Annotated in this window: 19 protein-coding genes; 10 read left to right on the forward strand and 9 right to left on the reverse strand. The window is 59.5% G+C overall.

The features are described 5' to 3' along the window. On the reverse strand, window positions 1-209 hold a 209-nt coding region (locus tag ACILRN_RS08840), incomplete at its 3' end, for a TetR/AcrR family transcriptional regulator (protein WP_395687450.1). A gap of 140 nt (window positions 210-349) precedes the next feature. On the opposite strand from ACILRN_RS08840, the gene ACILRN_RS08845 reads away from it, so the two are divergent. The 10 genes from ACILRN_RS08845 to ACILRN_RS08890 all read left to right on the forward strand — a co-directional run bounded on the left by ACILRN_RS08845 (window position 350) and on the right by ACILRN_RS08890 (window position 9,481). Continuing rightward, window positions 350-1,357: a spermidine/putrescine ABC transporter substrate-binding protein gene (locus tag ACILRN_RS08845; protein WP_395687481.1), complete on the forward strand. Its 1,008-nt coding sequence runs from the start codon at window positions 350-352 to the stop codon at window positions 1,355-1,357. Between the two features lie 74 nt (window positions 1,358-1,431). Next, window positions 1,432-2,193 (forward strand): ABC transporter permease, encoded by a 762-nt coding sequence (locus tag ACILRN_RS08850; RefSeq protein WP_395687483.1) that lies wholly within the window; start codon window positions 1,432-1,434, stop codon window positions 2,191-2,193. A 1-nt stretch (window position 2,194) separates the two neighbouring features. Beyond that, window positions 2,195-2,965, forward strand: a complete 771-nt coding sequence (locus tag ACILRN_RS08855; RefSeq protein ID WP_395687452.1) for an ABC transporter permease — start codon at window positions 2,195-2,197, stop codon at window positions 2,963-2,965. Continuing rightward, window positions 2,962-3,966 carry an ABC transporter ATP-binding protein gene (locus ACILRN_RS08860; protein ID WP_395687454.1) on the forward strand — a complete coding sequence of 335 codons (1,005 nt, stop codon included), beginning with the start codon at window positions 2,962-2,964 and terminating at the stop codon, window positions 3,964-3,966. The genes ACILRN_RS08855 and ACILRN_RS08860 overlap by 4 nt, the downstream gene beginning before the upstream one ends. Before the next feature lie 3 nt (window positions 3,967-3,969). Further along, window positions 3,970-4,716 carry an MBL fold metallo-hydrolase gene (locus ACILRN_RS08865; RefSeq protein WP_395687455.1) on the forward strand — a complete coding sequence of 249 codons (747 nt, stop codon included), beginning with the start codon at window positions 3,970-3,972 and terminating at the stop codon, window positions 4,714-4,716. A 71-nt stretch (window positions 4,717-4,787) separates the two neighbouring features. Then, complete coding sequence (locus ACILRN_RS08870; RefSeq protein ID WP_395687456.1) at window positions 4,788-5,495, forward strand: urease accessory protein; 708 nt, start codon at window positions 4,788-4,790, stop codon at window positions 5,493-5,495. Between the two features lie 81 nt (window positions 5,496-5,576). Further along, window positions 5,577-6,425, forward strand: a complete 849-nt coding sequence (locus ACILRN_RS08875) for a sugar phosphate isomerase/epimerase family protein (protein ID WP_395687458.1) — start codon at window positions 5,577-5,579, stop codon at window positions 6,423-6,425. Between the two features lie 2 nt (window positions 6,426-6,427). After that, window positions 6,428-7,630, forward strand: coding sequence for a Tm-1-like ATP-binding domain-containing protein (locus tag ACILRN_RS08880; protein ID WP_395687460.1), 1,203 nt, complete (start codon window positions 6,428-6,430; stop codon window positions 7,628-7,630). 1 nt (window position 7,631) lies between these two features. Further along, window positions 7,632-8,594 carry an SRPBCC family protein gene (locus ACILRN_RS08885; RefSeq protein ID WP_395687462.1) on the forward strand — a complete coding sequence of 321 codons (963 nt, stop codon included), beginning with the start codon at window positions 7,632-7,634 and terminating at the stop codon, window positions 8,592-8,594. A gap of 116 nt (window positions 8,595-8,710) precedes the next feature. Then, window positions 8,711-9,481, forward strand: coding sequence for an SDR family NAD(P)-dependent oxidoreductase (locus ACILRN_RS08890; protein ID WP_395687463.1), 771 nt, complete (start codon window positions 8,711-8,713; stop codon window positions 9,479-9,481). Window positions 9,482-9,491: 10 nt separating this feature from the next. Here the strand turns inward: ACILRN_RS08890 and ACILRN_RS08895 are convergent, their stop codons facing one another. From ACILRN_RS08895 to ACILRN_RS08930, 8 genes are all read right to left on the reverse strand, one after another. Continuing rightward, window positions 9,492-10,184, reverse strand: coding sequence for an SDR family NAD(P)-dependent oxidoreductase (locus ACILRN_RS08895; protein ID WP_395687465.1), 693 nt, complete (start codon window positions 10,182-10,184; stop codon window positions 9,492-9,494). Then, window positions 10,181-11,125 (reverse strand): carbohydrate kinase family protein, encoded by a 945-nt coding sequence (locus tag ACILRN_RS08900; RefSeq protein WP_395687467.1) that lies wholly within the window; start codon window positions 11,123-11,125, stop codon window positions 10,181-10,183. Before ACILRN_RS08900 ends, ACILRN_RS08895 begins: the two co-directional genes overlap by 4 nt. 1 nt (window position 11,126) lies before the next feature. Beyond that, a complete protein-coding gene (locus ACILRN_RS08905) occupies window positions 11,127-11,546 on the reverse strand; it encodes a hypothetical protein (protein WP_395687469.1) in 420 nt (139 codons plus the stop codon). A gap of 17 nt (window positions 11,547-11,563) precedes the next feature. Then, window positions 11,564-12,652 carry an ABC transporter ATP-binding protein gene (locus tag ACILRN_RS08910; RefSeq protein WP_395687471.1) on the reverse strand — a complete coding sequence of 363 codons (1,089 nt, stop codon included), beginning with the start codon at window positions 12,650-12,652 and terminating at the stop codon, window positions 11,564-11,566. A 1-nt stretch (window position 12,653) separates the two neighbouring features. Continuing rightward, window positions 12,654-13,598: a carbohydrate ABC transporter permease gene (locus tag ACILRN_RS08915; RefSeq protein ID WP_395687473.1), complete on the reverse strand. Its 945-nt coding sequence runs from the start codon at window positions 13,596-13,598 to the stop codon at window positions 12,654-12,656. Between the two features lie 2 nt (window positions 13,599-13,600). Then, the gene (locus ACILRN_RS08920; RefSeq protein ID WP_395687475.1) at window positions 13,601-14,662 is read right to left on the reverse strand and encodes a carbohydrate ABC transporter permease; all 1,062 of its coding nucleotides are present in this window, start codon (window positions 14,660-14,662) and stop codon (window positions 13,601-13,603) included. A gap of 67 nt (window positions 14,663-14,729) precedes the next feature. Beyond that, complete coding sequence (locus ACILRN_RS08925; protein ID WP_395687477.1) at window positions 14,730-16,163, reverse strand: extracellular solute-binding protein; 1,434 nt, start codon at window positions 16,161-16,163, stop codon at window positions 14,730-14,732. 47 nt (window positions 16,164-16,210) lie between these two features. After that, the coding region (locus tag ACILRN_RS08930) for an ABC transporter ATP-binding protein (protein WP_395687479.1) at window positions 16,211-17,210 on the reverse strand (1,000 nt) is incomplete at its 5' end.

A 17,210-nucleotide genomic window follows, 5' to 3' on the forward strand; every position in this document is an offset into this window, starting at 1 on the left:
ACCTCCTCGACCTCCAGTGAGACGATGGCTACCAGCAGATCGCCCTTGTTCTGGTAGTAATTGTAGATAGTGCCGATTGCCACCTCCGCTTCCGCGGCGATCGCTTCCATCTTCACATCCTCATATCCATGCTCGCGAAACAGGCGCGCCGCCGACTCCAATATGCGGTCATGACGCAGGGCTTTCTGCTTTTCTCGGAGGCCGGACATTGTCGCAACATGGCAGGTTTTTGAAATTGACTCAATTTTAAAATTGGTTCATCTTTCAAGAATACAGGGGAGAAACGCACATGATCACTACCGGTTTGAAACGCCGCCTGCTGGGCGCCTCGGTTGCCGTCCTAACTTATATGAGCGCATACGCATCCGCCAGCGCGGCTGATCTCAATGCGCTGGTCTGGTGTGATCATTCCGACCCCAACCTGCTCAAGCCCTTCGAGGACGCCACCGGCATCAAGGTGAACGTGAAGGAATTCGAGGGCACGGGCGCGGGCCTGGCGCTGGTCGAGCAATCGCAGCCCGGCGACTGGGACGTGATGGTGATCGATACGGTGGACGTGCGCCGCGGCGTCGAGCGCGGGCTGTTCGCGCCGCTCCCCGAGGACCAGCTGCCAATCGCCGATCTCTTCCCCGAAGTGCTGATGGACCAGCACGCCAAGGTGAACGGCCAGCGCTACGGCATCACCGAGAAGTTCGGCTACAACACGGTGGGCTTCAACAAGGCCAAGGTGGACGTGAACGACATGCAGTCGCTGGCGGCACTCACCTCCGACAAATACAAGGGCCGCATCGCCATCTATGATTACTATCTGCCGGTGATCGGGCTGGCCGCCATGGCGATCGGCAAGAAGACGGCGGAGCTGACCGAGGCCGACCTGCCGGCGATCCGCGACGAGCTTCTCAAGATGAAGACCAACGCCAAGGCAGTGACCGACGTGGTGGCCAGCCAGACCGCGCTCGCCACCGGCGAGGCCGACATCCTGATCGGCGGCGGCGAATGGGTAACGGCGGTGATTGCCAAGGAAAACCCGGACCTCGACTTCTCGATCCCCAAGGAAGGCGCCGTTCTGTGGTCGCAGTCGCTCGCCATGTTCAAGGATTCGAAGAACAAGGACAACGCGCTGAAGTTCATCCAGTACGTCCTGAGCCCCGAGGGCCAGGCGCGGCTCGCCACCTCCGCCTGCTATTGGGGCATGCCGGCCAACAAGCAGGCGGCCTTGACCGACGAGCAGAAGAAGATCCTGCGCTTCGACGAACAGGGCGAATTCCTCAAGCGTGCCCAGGGCTATCCGGCGCCGTCGGAAGACCTCGACAAGAAGATGCAGGACCTCTGGACCGAAATGATCCAGGCGCCGTGAGCGCCGCAGCGGCCAATCGCACCGGCTGGGCCAGCGTCACACCGGCATTGCTGTGGACGCTGGCCTTCTTCGTCATGCCGTTCCTGGCCATGGGGCTGGTGAGCCTCGGGCTTGGCAGCGGCAAGGGGATGGGCCTCGACGCCTATGCGCAGTTCCTCAGCAACGCCAGCTACCGCCGCGCCCTGGCAAATTCGCTGGAGGTGACGCTGATCGTCACCGTGTTTTCGGTGCTGATCGCCTATCCCTTCGCCTGGATCCTTGCATTCATGGTGCCTGAGCGCTGGCAGCGGCTGGCGCTGATGCTGGCCATTCTGCCGTTCTGGACGTCCTATGTGGTGCGCTCCTATTCCTGGCTGCTGGTGCTGGCCGAAAAAGGCGTCGTCAATTCCACGCTGACCGGCCTGGGGCTTCTCGCGGAGCCCATGCAGATCGCCAATACCCGCGGCGCAACGGTGATCGGCTTTGTGCATTTCTTCGCCATGCTGCTGACGCTGACCATCTACGCCAATCTCAAACAGCTCTCGCCCAATTACCGCAAGGCGGCGGCCGATCTCGGCGCTTCGCCGTTTCAGGCTTTTGTCCACGTCATCCTGCCGCTGACGCTGCCGGGGATCATGGTGGGCGCCTTCCTCACCTTCGTGCTGGCCATCGGCGACTACATCACGCCACAGATTCTGGGCGGCAACAATGAACTTCTCATGCCGCAGCTGATCATGATGCAGATCGGCCGGCGTGGCGACTTCGCCTCCGCCTCGGCGCTGTCGCTGATCCTGATGGCAGTGGTCACCGTGGCCTATCTCGCCTGCGCCCGCTGGCTCAAGATCGAGAGGGCGTGATATGCGCACGCTCGCCACCGTCTATGCCGTCCTGTTCTATGGCTTCATCTTTCTGCCGGTGGCGGTACTGGTGCTTTTTTCCTTCCAGGGCACGCTGTTTCCGATTCCGCCGTTCAACGGCCCGTCGCTGCGCTGGTATGGGGCGGTGCTGGGGGATGCCCGGCTGACCGCCGGGCTGGTCAATTCGGTGATCCTCGCCGTGGTCACCTCGGCGCTGGCCACGCTGATGGGCTTTCTCGCCGCCTGGGGCCTGGCACGGTTCCATTTGCCGGCCTCGGCCTTGATCCGTGGACTGATCACATTACCGCTGGCGGTAAGCTATCTCATCATCGGCATGGGGCTGCTGATCCTGTTCAACCAGATCGGCATTCCGAAGTCGCTGGCCGCGGCGGGGATCGGCCATGTGGTAATCAACCTGCCGCTCTGCTTCGCCATCATCTACAGCCAGATGGGCGCGCAGCAGGCCAATATCGAACGCGCGGCGCGCGACCTCGGGGCGGGCGAAATCAAGGTGCTGCTGCTGGTCACCGCGCCGATGCTGTGGCCCGCCCTGTTCGCCGCCTTCTTCCTCGCAATGACCTTCTCCTGGGACGAATTCGTGATCACCTTCCTGCTCACGCGTTTCGAGACGACGCTGCCGGTTGAAATCTGGAACATGCTGCGCGCCGGGCTTAATCCCAAGACCAATGCGGTGGGGGCGCTGGTGTTCGGCGTCTCGGTGCTGCTGGCCATCGTCTTCGAAATCGTTGCTTTCCGGAAGCGCCCCGCATGACGCCACTGGTCGCCATCGCGAACATCTCGCACAGCTTCGGCGCGGGTCCGGTGCTGTCCGGTGTTTCGCTCAGCCTCGCCCGCGGCAGCTACACCGTGCTGCTGGGGCCTTCGGGCTCCGGCAAGACGACGCTTCTGTCGATCCTCGGCGGTTTCCTGGCCCCGGATGAAGGCTCCGTGCTGATCAACGGCGTGGACTGCACGCGCCTCGCGCCGGCCCGGCGGCCGACCGCCACGGTGTTCCAAGACTATGCGCTGTTTCCGCACCTGACGGCGGGGGCCAATGTGGGCTTTGGCCTGCGCATGAAAGGCGTTGCGCGCACCGAGCGCGACGGCCGGGCGCGCACCATGCTGGAGGTCGTGGGCCTCGCGGCGGCATTTCACAAGAAGCCGCATCAATTGTCGGGCGGGCAGCGGCAGCGCGTGGCGCTGGCCCGCGCGCTCCTGGTGGAGCCCGCCGTGCTGCTGCTCGACGAGCCGCTGGGCGCACTGGACCTCAAACTGCGCCGCCAGATGCAGGATGAGCTGAAAGCCATCCAGCGGCGGGTGGGCACAGCCTTCGTGCATGTGACCCATGACCAGGAAGAGGCCATGGCGCTTGCCGATCATCTGGTGGTGATGAACAATGGGCAGATCGAAGACCAGGGCCCGCCCGAACGGGTCTATCATCGCCCGCAAACCCGCTTTACTGCAACATTCATGGGGGAGAGTACCGTCCTGTCCGGACATACCATCCGCGACGGGATTGATACGCCGATCGGCTGGTTTCCGGCACCACCCGGAACAGCTGCGCTTGCCATTCGGCCTGAACACGTCGCGCTTGGCGGATCCATTCCCGCGCGTATTACGGACGTGGTGTTTCAAGGCAGTTTCAAGCGCGTGAGCGCAGACGTTGCGGGGGTGAGCATTCTTGCACGGCTACCTGCCGAAACCATGGTTTCACCAGGTGATATGGTCAAGCTGGCCATTGACACCCGGCACATGATTCCGCTGAGGGCCTAGGCAATGCTCCTGCAGGTCAGCGCTGGTCAGTGGTACGAAACCATCGCGTTCGCAGATGGCGTCACCCTTATTCATGAGCCCTGGATCAAGCCATTCTACCGCTGCAACATGTGGCATGTGCGTGGCGGCGAGCGAGATCTGCTGTTCGACACAGGACTTGGCCACTTCAGCCTGAGCGCACATGTACCGCTGGTTACGGAGCGCCCAATCACCTGCGTGGCCAGCCATACGCACTTCGACCACATTGGATGCCATCACGAGTTTGGTGCATGTTCGGTTCATCTGTCTGAAGCACACATCCTGACCGATCCACGCAATGACTGGACTCTTGCCGACAGATACGCCACCGATGAAATGTTTGACCGCATGCCTGAGGGCTGGAGTACGGCGGCCTATCAGGTTCGGCCTGCAAAGCTTGGCCGCGCCCTCGAGCACGGCGATGTGATTTCGCTGGGCGACCGCTCGTTCGAGGTTGTCCACACGCCGGGACACTCACCCGGCGGCATTGGTCTTTTTGAGCGCAAGACTGGCATATTCCTATCCGGGGACATCATCTACGATGGTCCTTTGATCGACGATGCCTATCACTCAGACAGAGCCAGTTACTGTCGCACGCTGTCCCGGCTCAAGAGCCTGCCAGTGTCCATCGTCCATGGCGGCCACTTTCCCAGCTTCGGTCCGGTTCGCTTTCAACAGCTGATTACGGAATATCTGGCTGGCCAACATAAGCCAGGCTGCCACCTCGGCTGACTGTCGAACTGGCGCCAGCACCGATACAAACAATCCTCGCGCCAGGTGGCAATCGGCGCTATAGACGGCCCATGCTGACGTGGGTTTTTCTTGGCTTTCTTCTGGGACTGCAACACGCACTTGAAGCCGATCATATTGCTGCAGTGGCGTCGGTAGCCGCGGGCAAGACGGGCGTGCGCCGCATAATCCGGCACGGAGCGCTGTGGGGCCTTGGTCACGCCGTCACACTTGGCATCTTTGGTGGCGCCGTCTATGCCCTGAAGCTAACTCTGGACGACAGGCTGGCAAACGCTCTGGAATTCACCGTCGGCCTCATGCTGGTCGTGCTTGGTGGACATCTTGTTCATTCAATGCTGAAGGCACGCATTCATTTCCATGTCCACCGCCATGGCAGCGATGCACATCTGCATGTACACAGCCATGCCGGTGACGTGCCTCACCATGCCGCCAGCCTGCATGACCATCCTCATCCACAGACAGCATGGGGCCGGAGCCTGGGGGTTGGCATGGTTCACGGGCTGGCAGGATCGGCCGCCCTGGTCGCCCTCGCAGCGAGTTCTGCGCCCAGCCTGCCGCTGGGGCTGGCGTTCATGGCATTGTTCGGATTGGGATCAGTTGTCGGGATGGCCATGTTCTCGGCAGTGATCGCAGTTCCGCTCACCCTGACAGCCGGAACCCTGACCTGGGCAAGCCGCGGCCTGCAACTCCTGGCGGGTCTCGTCGCGGCAGGCATCGGCCTGCACATCATGGTCGAGACCGGCGCCAGCCTTTTCACCTGAGCTGCGGCCGCTGGCGCAGCCTGGCAATTGACAAGTGCATCAAACCGGTTTGTCCTACACCCATTGCAGGGAGGATCATGCATGAAACTGGGTTTCAATCTTCTGCTCTGGACGCCGCATGTGACATTGGCTCACGAGCCCATTCTGCGGACCTTGAAGAAAACCGGTTATGATGGCGTCGAGATTCCAATGTTCGAGGGTGACCCGCGGCATTATGCGAAGCTGGGCGAGCTTCTTGACAGGATCGGCCTCGAACGCACGGTGGTCAGTGTGATCGGCCCGGCGGGCAAGAACCCGCTTTCGTCCGACAAGGCACACCAGAAAGCGGCTCTTGACTATGCCAAATGGACGATCGACTGCTCTTCAGCACTCGGAGCGCCGATCCTTGGCGGCCCCATGCACTCGGAGCTTGGTTATTTCAGTGGCCAACCCGCAACAGCAGCAGAGCGGAAACGCGCCATCTCGTTCCATCGACACGCTGGTGACTATGCCGCAAAAAAGAATGTCACCTTTGCACTTGAAGCCCTGAACCGCTTTGAGTGCTATTTCCTCAATACCATGGAGCAGCTTGCGGGTTACATCGAAGATGTGAACCATCCGGCGATCAGGGCCATGTACGATACGTTCCATTCGAACATCGAGGAGAAGGATCCGGTGGCAGCCATAAAGACAATCCGCCCGCACATGGTACATGTTCATATCTCAGAAAATGACCGCGGCACTCCTGGCAAGGGACACGTGCCCTGGGCTGAGACCTACAAAGCCCTCAAGAAGGCAAAATACGACGGCTTCCTGACCATTGAAGCCTTCGGACGCGCCATGCCGGCACTTGCAGCGGCAACCCGTGTCTGGCGTGATTTTGCTCCCACTCCCGAGGAGGTTTACAAGACTGGCTTCCGCAACATGAAGCAGGGCTGGGCCAAGGCCTGACCGTGAAGCCGGTCTACGTCATCGGCACCTGCGACACCAAGGACGCGGAACTTCGCTATGCCGCCCGTTGCATCACGCAGGCGGGAGCAGCCGTGGTGCTTGTCGATATCTCCACAGGATCAAGCCGGGCCCAAGCCGACGTGACTCCAGCCATGGTGGCAAGCCACCATCCAGACGGTGCTGCCGCCGTTCTGGGGCAATCCGACCGGGGCCTTGCCGTTTCGGCGATGGCAAAGGCACTTTCAAGCTATCTTGCCACCCGGCATGATATCGGCGCAGTGCTCGGTCTCGGTGGTGGCGGCAACACGGCGATGGTGACAGCCGCAATGCGAACCCTGCCCATTGGCGTTCCCAAGCTGATGGTATCGACCATGGCATCAGGAAATGTCGCGCCCTATGTCGGCCCAACCGATATCATGATGATGTACACCGTTGCCGACATAGCGGGTATGAATACCATCACGCGGGCTGTGATTGGCAATGCTGCGAACGCTGCAGCCGGAATGGCGCTCAATGCTGCACCTGTAACATCAAGTGAGAAGCCAGCGGTTGGGCTGACGATGTTCGGCGTCACCACTCCAGCCGTAACGGAGTTGCGCCGGCTCATCGGCGACAGCTGGGAATGCTTTGTCTTTCATGCCACCGGAACGGGTGGGCAATGTATGGAAAAGCTGGTGGACTCGGGCCTGCTGGCTGCCATTGTCGATTTGACGACGACGGAAATTGCCGATCACCTCTTCGGTGGCGTACTGCCATGTACGGACGACCGGCTCGGCGCCGTCATTCGCAAGGGTATACCATGGCTTGGATCGGTTGGCGCTGTCGACATGATCAACTTTGGCGCCCCTGACACGGTTCCGGAGCGACATGCAGGGCGAAAGCTTCACTCTCACAACCCGCAGGTCACACTCATGCGGACGACAGAAGCCGAGAATTCGGCAATCGGATCATGGCTCGTTGCACGCATAAATCAGATGACAGGACCCGCCTCTTTGCTACTGCCGCTCCGGGGCGTGTCTGCACTAGACGCGCCTGGCGAGCCATTCCACGATCCTGCCGCCGATCAAGCCCTGTTCGCCGCCATAAGATCGAATTGGCATGCCAAGCCAAATCATAGACTTCTCGAGATTGACGCACACATCAACGATGCGACTTTCGCTGAAGCCTGCACCAAGGAGTTTCAAGCCATGACCACAGGAGCATAGAATGGCCCGCGCCTACGCCAGCATCGTTCTCAACGCACCAGTTGAAACCGTCTGGAGCATCGTACGGGATTTCAACGGACTGCCCGGCTGGGCGCCGGCCGTCATCCGGTCAAAGATCGAAAACAATCTCGATGCAGACGTCGTCGGCTGTGTGCGGTCATTCCATCTCAAGAACGGCACGCATGTGCGCGAGCGACTATTGATGCTTGACGATGCGCGTCACTGTCTCAGCTATAACTTTGAGACCCCCGCATTTCCTGTCGGCAACTACCTTGCAACGCTGAGGCTTTATCCGGTTACCCACACTGACCGGACCTTTGCCGAATGGGAAGCCACGTTTGACGAGGCGCCGAGCGATCAGGGCAAATACGTCAGGATCGTCTCAAATGACGTCTTCGCTGCCAATTTTCAAAGTCTTGCGGCACTGATCGCTCGCAGGAAGCCGGCACGGCCCAAAGGCGCGGTTCGCTGGGTGGGGCATCAGCCGAACAAGGTTTGGACATCACGTGTGATCAAGGCTCCAGTGGACAAGGTCTGGAGCGTCATGCGGAATTTCGCCGGCATGGGTAAGTGGCACGACGAGATCACGCACATGCGCATGCTCAAGCGCCAGCGCCCGGACAAGGTCGGTGGCACGCGGGATTTCTACTTCGGTGACGGACATATCAACGAGGAATTGCTTCACCTGTGCGACCTGACCCGCAGTTTCTCATATCGTATCACCAAGTGTGATATCCCGTGGATGAATTATGTGTCGGGACCGCGGCTCTGGCCGGTGACAGCCGACAACACCACATTTGGCGTCTGGACCGGTGACTGGGTGGCAAGCCCGCAGGACGACGTGGTGCTGATCCCGCGTACGGAGGAAAATGTCTATCAGCGCGCCTTTGCAACGCTTGAACTCAACCTAACCGGCAAGGGCCGGACCAAAGGGACAACCCGGATCGTGAAGAGAAGGCGGTGAGGCTGAACGGGTCTGATCGGTGGCCAGCCATAGGGCCAGGCCTGAACTCGTCCGGCAAATGCCATTGACTGTAAGTCCCCAGTTGGCAAGGATTGACGCAAAACGGAGGTGCAGCAATGGCTGAGTGGACAGGGCGGTTCGCGCTGACAGGCAAGCGCGCATTGGTGACAGGGGCCAGCAAGGGTATCGGGTTCGAGACCTGCAAGGTTCTGGCGGATGCAGGCGCCGATATCGCAGCCGTTGGACGCGATCCTGATGGCCTGCAAGCGGTGAAAATGGCCGTGGAAGCCAAAGGGCGGCGCTGCGTGGTGATTTCAGCCGAGATGGAAAGCGCCGATGGACCAGCTCAGGCGGCGCGCGAAGCCTTGGCGGCCCTTGGCACAATTGACATCCTCGTCAATAGCGCCGGTATCGCCCGGGTGGACACTCTTCTTGATACGAAGATCGAAGACTGGGATGCCACGATGGCGGTGAATCTCCGAGCTCCCTTCGTGCTGGCGAGGGAACTCGTACCGGCCATGATCCGGCAGAAGGCTGGCAAGATCATCAACGTCTCATCCCAGGCCGGCGTGGTAGGCCTCGAGAGCCATGCCGCCTACTGCGCGTCGAAGGGTGGCCTCAACATGTTGACCAAGGTGATGACGGTCGAATGGGCCAAGCACAACATTCAGATCAACACGGTTTGCCCGACTGTGATCCTTACCCCCATGGGAGAAAAGGTGTGGGGGCAGCCTGAAAAAGGCGATCCGATGCGCGCGAAGATTCCTGGTGGCCGTTTCGGCAAGCCTGTCGAGGTTGCAGATGCAATCCTGTTTCTCGCCTCATCCGCATCGGACATGATCTGCGGTCATGACCTGCTGATCGATGGAGGGTTCACGGCCATCTGACGACGGATCATCAATAGGTCGCGCGGCCCCCCGAAACATCGAATACCGCACCCGTCGAGAACGAACATTCCTCGCTGGCAAGCCAGCACACGAGGCTTGCAACCTCGTCGACCTTGCCGAGCCGCCCCATCGGGATCTTGGAGAGCATGAAGTCAATGTGACTCTGCGGGATCTGGTCAAAGATCGGCGTTCTCACCGCAGCCGGAGTCACGCTGTTCACGGTGATATTGGTCTTGGCGAGTTCCTTCGCCAGAGATTTGGTAAAGCCAATGACCGCAGCCTTCGAGGCTGAATAGGCCGAGGCGTTGGGGTTTCCTTCCTTGCCCGCAATCGACGCGATATTGACGATGCGTCCATAATTTCCTGCAACCATGTGAGGCACCACGGCACGATTGGTAAAAAACGTGCCATTGAGGTTTATGGCAATGGTCCGGTGCCAGTCTTCCATCTTTAGATCGGTAACCGTAGCAGTGGGCCCGGCTATTCCTGCACTATTGACGAGCACATCTATCCCACCAAGCTGCCTTACGGTCTCATCCGCGGCAGACTTGACCGAGTCCCAGCTTGAGATGTCGGTTATGATGCCACCTTGCATATCCCACACCACGACCTTGCCACCTTCAGCAACAATTCGCTTGGCCACAGCCTCGCCAATCCCCGAAAGGCCCCCCGTGACGACCGCTCTACGACCTTGAAATCTCATGTCTTGATCTTCCAGTTCTTCATGGTGTTCAGAGTATCTTCGAAGGACACGATGCCTGCATCAGAACCGAGGCCGGTAGCCACCAACCCTGCACAGGCCTGGGCAAAACGCAGAGATGTCTCATGATCCATTTTGTGATGAAGAGCGGCAATGAAGCCTGCATCAAATGCATCACCACAGCCTGTCGTATCCACCACGCGGATGTCATAGGCGGGTGACGCGATGCGCGTGCCATCCCTGTGAGCGAAGTATGCTCCTTCGCCTCCAAGCGTAAAGATACAGCAGGCTGCTCCCCGGTCGAGGAAGAACTCCGCACAATCCTCCGGCGTCTTCTGACCGGACATGTCCTTTGCCTCCTCGATCGAAGGCATGAAATAGTCGATGTAGGGCAGCAAGGGACCGACGATACCGATGGTCTCGGCGCTGGCGGCAATCAGATCGAAGGTGACGGTGCGGCCGCGCGCCTTCGCCTCTTTGAGCAGGGTCACAGATGCCGGGCCATCCAGCTTCTTGAGCAGTCCGGTGCCGCCCAGATGCACAATCGGTGCGTCAAACACCTGATCATACATGGCAGGAGGAACGTCGAAATGGTCGGACGCGCCGCGCACATGGAGCGCCGGACGGTCGCCGTTGGGCCGCACGTTCAGAATGGTGGCGGATGTCGGAATACCTTTGAGCCGCTGCATGGCGGACGTGTCGATGCCATGCTTCTGCATGGTCATCAGCACCCAATCGGCCTTTTCGTCATCCCCTACAGCGCCCACAGCCAGGCTTTTCAGACCCAGCTTGGCCGTATCAACGACAGTTCCACCCGCCGTGCCAGCCACAGTCAGTCTGATCTCATCGATAAAGTCGACATTGCCCCGCTCCGGGATCCGGCTGACCGGCCGACCCAGAACATCGAGGATGTAAAGGCCGATTACCGAAACGTCATATGGCATGTCAGCCGCGAGACCGGTTCATGGCGGTAATGAGAACCGCCAGCAAAGCGGTGACGCCCGTTATCCCCCAGACCAGGGGCTGAGACCAGAAGGGCGGGGTTGCAAGCTGGACCTTGCCTGCCGTTGTGTTCGGATCTGGAGGCTTGAGAAAGAAGACGCCGTAGAGATGGGCTGCAGCGATGGACACCAGCAGGACAATCAGGAATATCATGAGGACGACCATGCCCACCGTGACAACGCTGCGTACAGGCACACCCGGCTGAGCAAGAGGAAGAAGATTGTTGATCAATCCGGCAACAATGACAAGAACTCCACCAACCGCGAACAGATGCAGACTGAAAGGCTGGAAGATCAGCAGCAAGGCAAAGATGCCGAGGCCAATGATGAAATACTCGAGGCGCAGGGCTCCCCTTGGGGACATGCCACTCTCACCGCCACTCATGCCCGCACCGCCCTTCCGTCCTCGCCGAAGAAGTGCGTCTGTCGCACATCAGGCCTCAGGTGCAGGGACTCGCCAACCCTGACGCGCTTCTCCCGCGGCACCACAACACGGATATCACCGCCATCGGTCGTGCGGGCGTGGATCAGCGTTTCAGCCCCCATTGGCTCGATCAGTTCGGCCTGAGCCGCAATCGTGTCACGCGCCCTGTCCTGGGATACCACAAAGGCTCGTGGCCGGATGCCAATCGTCACTTTCGATGGTCTGAGGCGCGACACCGCCGGATCTGCACCGATCGTCAGGTCCTGGCCCGCCACCACGACGGAGGCCTTGCCATCGGTAAACGACTTCAGAATTCCCTCAACCAGATTCATCTGCGGTGTGCCGATGAAGCTGGCCACGAAGACATTAGACGGTTTGGCAAACACATCATGCGGGGTGCCAACCTGCTCGATCAAGCCATCCTTCATGATGGCGATTCGACTTGCCATGGTCAGCGCCTCCAGCTGATCGTGAGTCACGATGACCGTTGCCTTGGAAAGCCCGGTCAGCACCTCCTTGATCTGGCCACGCATGGAATGGCGAAGCTCCACGTCGAGCCGCGACAGCGGCTCGTCGAACAGGAAGCAGTTGGGATCGCGCACGATGGCACGGGCTACGGCGAGCCGCTGCTTCTCGCCCTCCGATATCTGGTTCGGCATGCGGTCAAGCACCGTATCCAGATGCATGATCTTCGCGACCCTCATGACACGCGCATCTGCATCCGCTTTTGAGAGACCCTCGTAATGCAGGGGCATAGAGATATTCTGGCCAACCGAGAGAGCCGGATAGAGCGCATAGAATTGAAATACCATTGCGATATCGCGCTTCTGCGGAGGCAACTCGTTCATCCGCTGCCCGGCGATGACAACATCACCCGATGTTGCACGTTCGAGGCCGGCAATCATTCGCAGCGTCGTCGTTTTGCCGCAACCTGATGGCCCCAACAGGCACACCACCTCGCCAGCGTCGACCCGCAAGTCGGCATCGCGTACCGCTGTGAAGGCGCCAAACTGCTTCGTCAGCTTCTTGATCTCTATTGTCGACATGTCAGCGCTTCACAGTACCAAACGTCACACCACGCAGCAGATGGTCCTGCAGGAAGAAGGTGACAAGAAACACGGGGATCAGGAACAGGGTTTCAATGGCGGCCAGCAGCGTCCAGTCGGTACCGCGACCACCGGAAGACACCGCCTGGTTCATGGCCACCGGCACGGTACGCGTATCGGGACCGGACAGCAGCAGCGCGAAGAGAAACTCGTTCCACGTGAGAATGAGGCCGAAGACGAAGGTCGCGGCAAGCCCCGCGACCACCTGTGGCAACGCTATCTTGAAAAACACCCGGACGTCTGATGAGCCGTCAATGCGCGCTGCATCTTCAACATCCAGAGACAGCTCGTCAAAGAAACTCTTCATCATCCAGATGGTGAAAGCAAGGTTGAACGCGGTGTAGAGCAGAATGATGCCCGTGTAGGATCCCGAGAGACCCACGGCTCGAAACATCAGGATCACCGGGATGATCACGACGATGGCCGGCAGCATGCGCGTGGTGAGAATAATGAAGAGGTAGGTATCATTGCCCTTGAGCGGGTAACGCGAAAAGCCGAAGGCTGCCAGTGTCCCAATCACCAGGGCCAGAAGCACCGAGGACGAAGCAATGACAATCGAGTTGAAGAAGTAGCGATCGAACCCGGTCGGCTCGGGCGCACCGCCAACGGTCATCGACCGCTCGAACACCGACGTGAAGTTTTCCAAGGTGGGGGTAAAGACATACTGTTCTGGAATCAGGCCGAACAGGGAGGTGGGCGACAGGGTCGGTGGTACGGAAAGCGCCAGATCCTGCGGCTTGATCGCTGTAAAGATGATGAAGAGCACGGGCAGAAAGTAAATGAAGGAAATGATGGCAGCACCCAAGGTGCGGCCCCATCCGGCTTCGCCGACGCCACTGGCCTTTCGGAAACCCAGCGCTTCAAGAATTGAAGTCTTGTCAGCCATGTTCACGCTCCCTGGCTGCGCCGATTGGCGAGATAAAGATAAAGATTGGTCAGCACGATCACCATGAACAGCATGACATACGATATCGCGGCGCCTTCCGATGTCTTGTTCTGCTCGTTGGCGATGCGGATCAGATGATAGGAGATTGTCATCGTATCATTGCCGCCTTTGGTCAGCAGGATCACAAGGTCAGCAAGCTTGAAGGCTTCGATGGTGCGGAAAAGAAGCGCCAGCATCAGCAGACCGCGGATATAGGGGAAGGTGATGGTCCAGAACTGCCGCCATTTCGACACGCGGTCGATGGCGGCAGCCTCATAAAGATACTTGGGCACCGAGACGAGTCCCGCAAGGACCAGCAGCATTACGAATGGCGACCACATCCATGCATCCGCGAAGACGATGCCGGTGAAAGCGCCCAGCTTGGTGCTCATCAGGATGAACTGTTCGCCAGTGATCTTGTCCACCACATAGCTGAGAATGCCGAAGGTCGGGTCGTAGTAGTAGGTGAAGAACACGCCAGACGCGACAACCGACAGCATCATCGGCGTCAGAACCAGAATGAGCAGATATTTGCGCAACGGGAATTGCTTGGAGAACAGCATGGCAAGCAGGAAACCCACGATCATCTGCGCAGCCACGGTGAAAATCACGAACAATGCAGTATTGATGAGGGCCTTCCAATTGGCGCCAGCTGCAAGATCGCTGGTCAGTACCTTTGTATAGTTCGCAAGTCCCACAAACCGGATGGATTGCTGGTTGGACTGATAGGCGAAGAAAGACAGCCCCAAGGACCACAGTAGCGGGAAAATATTCATGACGAACAGTACAGCAATGGCGGGCGCGACCAGCAGACCACCATAATACTTGCGGCGATAGGCATTGATGGAGAAGGCGGCGGCGATCATCGCTGCCATGACGCCCGCAACCCAAAACGATACAGAAACCGGCAGGGCAAGAATTGCCACGACTGATACAAGCGCGCCCGCAAGAATGGCGAGTTTCCAATTGTCAGCGGAGATCCGCATGAGGGAGGGCGGCGAAACTGTCACAGTGGCTGAAGTCATCTGTTGATTCTTCCGGAGAGAAGAGAACGCGAGGGCCAGAAGGCCCTCGCGTGACGTCTTGCTTGGCTTATTGGATCAGACCACCACTCGTCAGAACCTCTTGCTGGAACTTGGCAATGTTGTCCAGCGTGGTCTTGGCGTCCTGCTTGCCGGTGATGGCAAGGTCGAACTGATCCTGCTGCTGCGTCAGAAGCTCGAAGAACTGCGGGACGTGCCAGACGTCCTTCTGCCAGTCGAGCTGTGGCGCCCATGCACGGTTCCACGGACGGTAGGTCACGTACTTGGGGTCCTCATAGACCGACTTCACCGCCGACTGGCCGCCGCCCGCCGCGAACTGGTGCTGAATGTCGTTCGACAGCCACCACTTCACGAATTCGACGGCTTCCTTGATCTGGGCGTCGGTCGTCCAGGTGGTCAGCACGAAGGGCTGGCCGCCGATGTTGGACGAGCGGATCATCTTGCCGTCCGGGCCCATGGTTCCCGGCATCTGGCCGAACACCAGCTTGTCGGAGACCTTGGAAGACTTCGGGTCGAGCGAAGCTTCGCCAAGGCCGATCCAGTTGATGTTCATCGCGACCTTGCCTTCGCGGAACAGCTCGTCGGACTTGAAGATGTCCATGGTGCCGGTCTTGGCGACGGGCGGCATGAACTCGAGCAGGCTCAGATACTTCTCAAGAGCCGCCACGGCTTCCGGCGAGTTGACCACGCCCTCGGCCTGGCCGGTCGGCGCCTGGGTTTCGTCCCAGATGTTGCCGCCCATCTGCCAGATGAAGCCGTTGATCTGCATCGACGAGAAGTCGTAGCCCTTGCCGGCCTGATAGGCGATTCCATAGAAATCGTCCTCGGCCGGGGCGCCAGCCAGCATTTCGCCCTTCTTGCGGCGGAAGAATTCGCCGACATTCCGGAAGTCGTCCCAGGTCATGGCGTCAAGCTCTTCGCCCGTGCAGGGCAGCTTCTTGCCGTATTTGGCCTGGAAGTTCTTCTGCTCTTCCTCGTGGCAGATGATGTCCTTGCGGGCGAAATTCACCAGCACGTCGGGGAATTGCGGGAAGCCGTAATAGTTTTCCGACTTGTAGGGATAGGTCGAATAGGCATTGAGCGGATTGGGATGCACGCTCATCAGGGTCTTCTTGAACTCCGGATCGGCGTCCAGAAGATCGTTGATCTTGCGGTAGTAGCCGCCTTCCACGAAGGCGCCGAGCCACTGCGAGTCGGAGACGATGAAGTTATACTTCTGCTCGCCCGAGGTCAGCGAGGCGTTGACGCGGGTGTAGAAGTCCGGCCACGGAATGAAGTCGACGTCGAGCTTCACGGTGTTGCCGGACTTCGGCTTGTACTGCTCGTCGAAGAACTTCTTCATGATGCGGGTTGGCGGCCAATCCGGCACCGCCATGGTCAGCGTCACTTCTTCCGCCACGGCATAGCTTGCCGCGCCGGTCAGTAGGGCAGCAGCAAGGCCAGCGGCCGCCGCAAAACCCTTTAGTTTCGTCATCACGGTCATGTTAGGTTTCCTCCCATGGTTAACCGTATCGCTTCAGGCCGCGCACGTCAGGTCATCACCTGACCGGTCGCTGCTCGGAAGATGTGGATCTTGTTCAAATCTATTGCCACAGGCATATCGTCGCCTGGCTTCAAACCAATTGCCGCCTGCTCTGGCAAGACCATCCGCAGCGTCTCTCCACCGGCCTCCACCGAAACGACCGTCACGTCGCCCAGAGGTTCCAGAAGGTGAACACGAGCCGGCACCGCGCTATCGTCCCTGGTCGCTGGCCGCAGGTCACTCGGCCGGATTCCGATCACAGCTGCTTCGCCAGCCACACCGGACACCAGCCGCCGCTGAGCCGCAAACTTTCCGAGCGGGGTATCAAGGCCGGCAAGGTCTGCGGTCAGGGTGGCCCTGATCATGTTCATGTGTGGCGAGCCGATCTTGCCGGCAACATAGGTGTTGGCGGGTTGATCATAGAGATCATCCGGCGTACCGCGCTGCACCACGGCACCATCGCGCATCACCGCGATCTCCTCGCCCATGGACAGGGCCTCGAGCTCGTCCGGCGTGGCATAAACGATGGTCATGCCAAACTGGCGATGCAGCCGCTTCAACTCAGCCCGCATGTCATGCCGAAGCTTGGCGTCGAGATTGGTAAGGGGTTCGTCAAGCAGAAGTATCTTCGGACGCCGGATCAACGAACGACCAAGCGCCACGCGCTGCTGCTCGCCACCAGACAGTGTGTTGGGCTTGCGCTCGAGGCGGTGCGACAACTTGAGCATCGTCGCGGTTTCCTTGACCCTTTTGTCGATCTCCTCGCGCGCAACCTTCTCCTCGCGCAGAGGATAGGCGAAGTTTTCGTAGACAGTGAGGTGCGGATAAAGCGCAAACGACTGGAACACCATAGACACGCCGCGTCCGGCAATCGGCGCCGCGGTCATGTCCCGTCCATGAATCTCCAGCTGGCCCGAATCGGTTGTCACAAGACCGGCGATCGTGCGGAGCGCGGTGGTCTTGCCGACGGAACTGGGCCCAAACAGCACGAAAAACCGACCTTCGGCA

The organism is Aestuariivirga sp., assembly GCF_044238155.1.
In the GTDB taxonomy this organism is placed as follows: domain Bacteria; phylum Pseudomonadota; class Alphaproteobacteria; order Rhizobiales; family Aestuariivirgaceae; genus Aestuariivirga.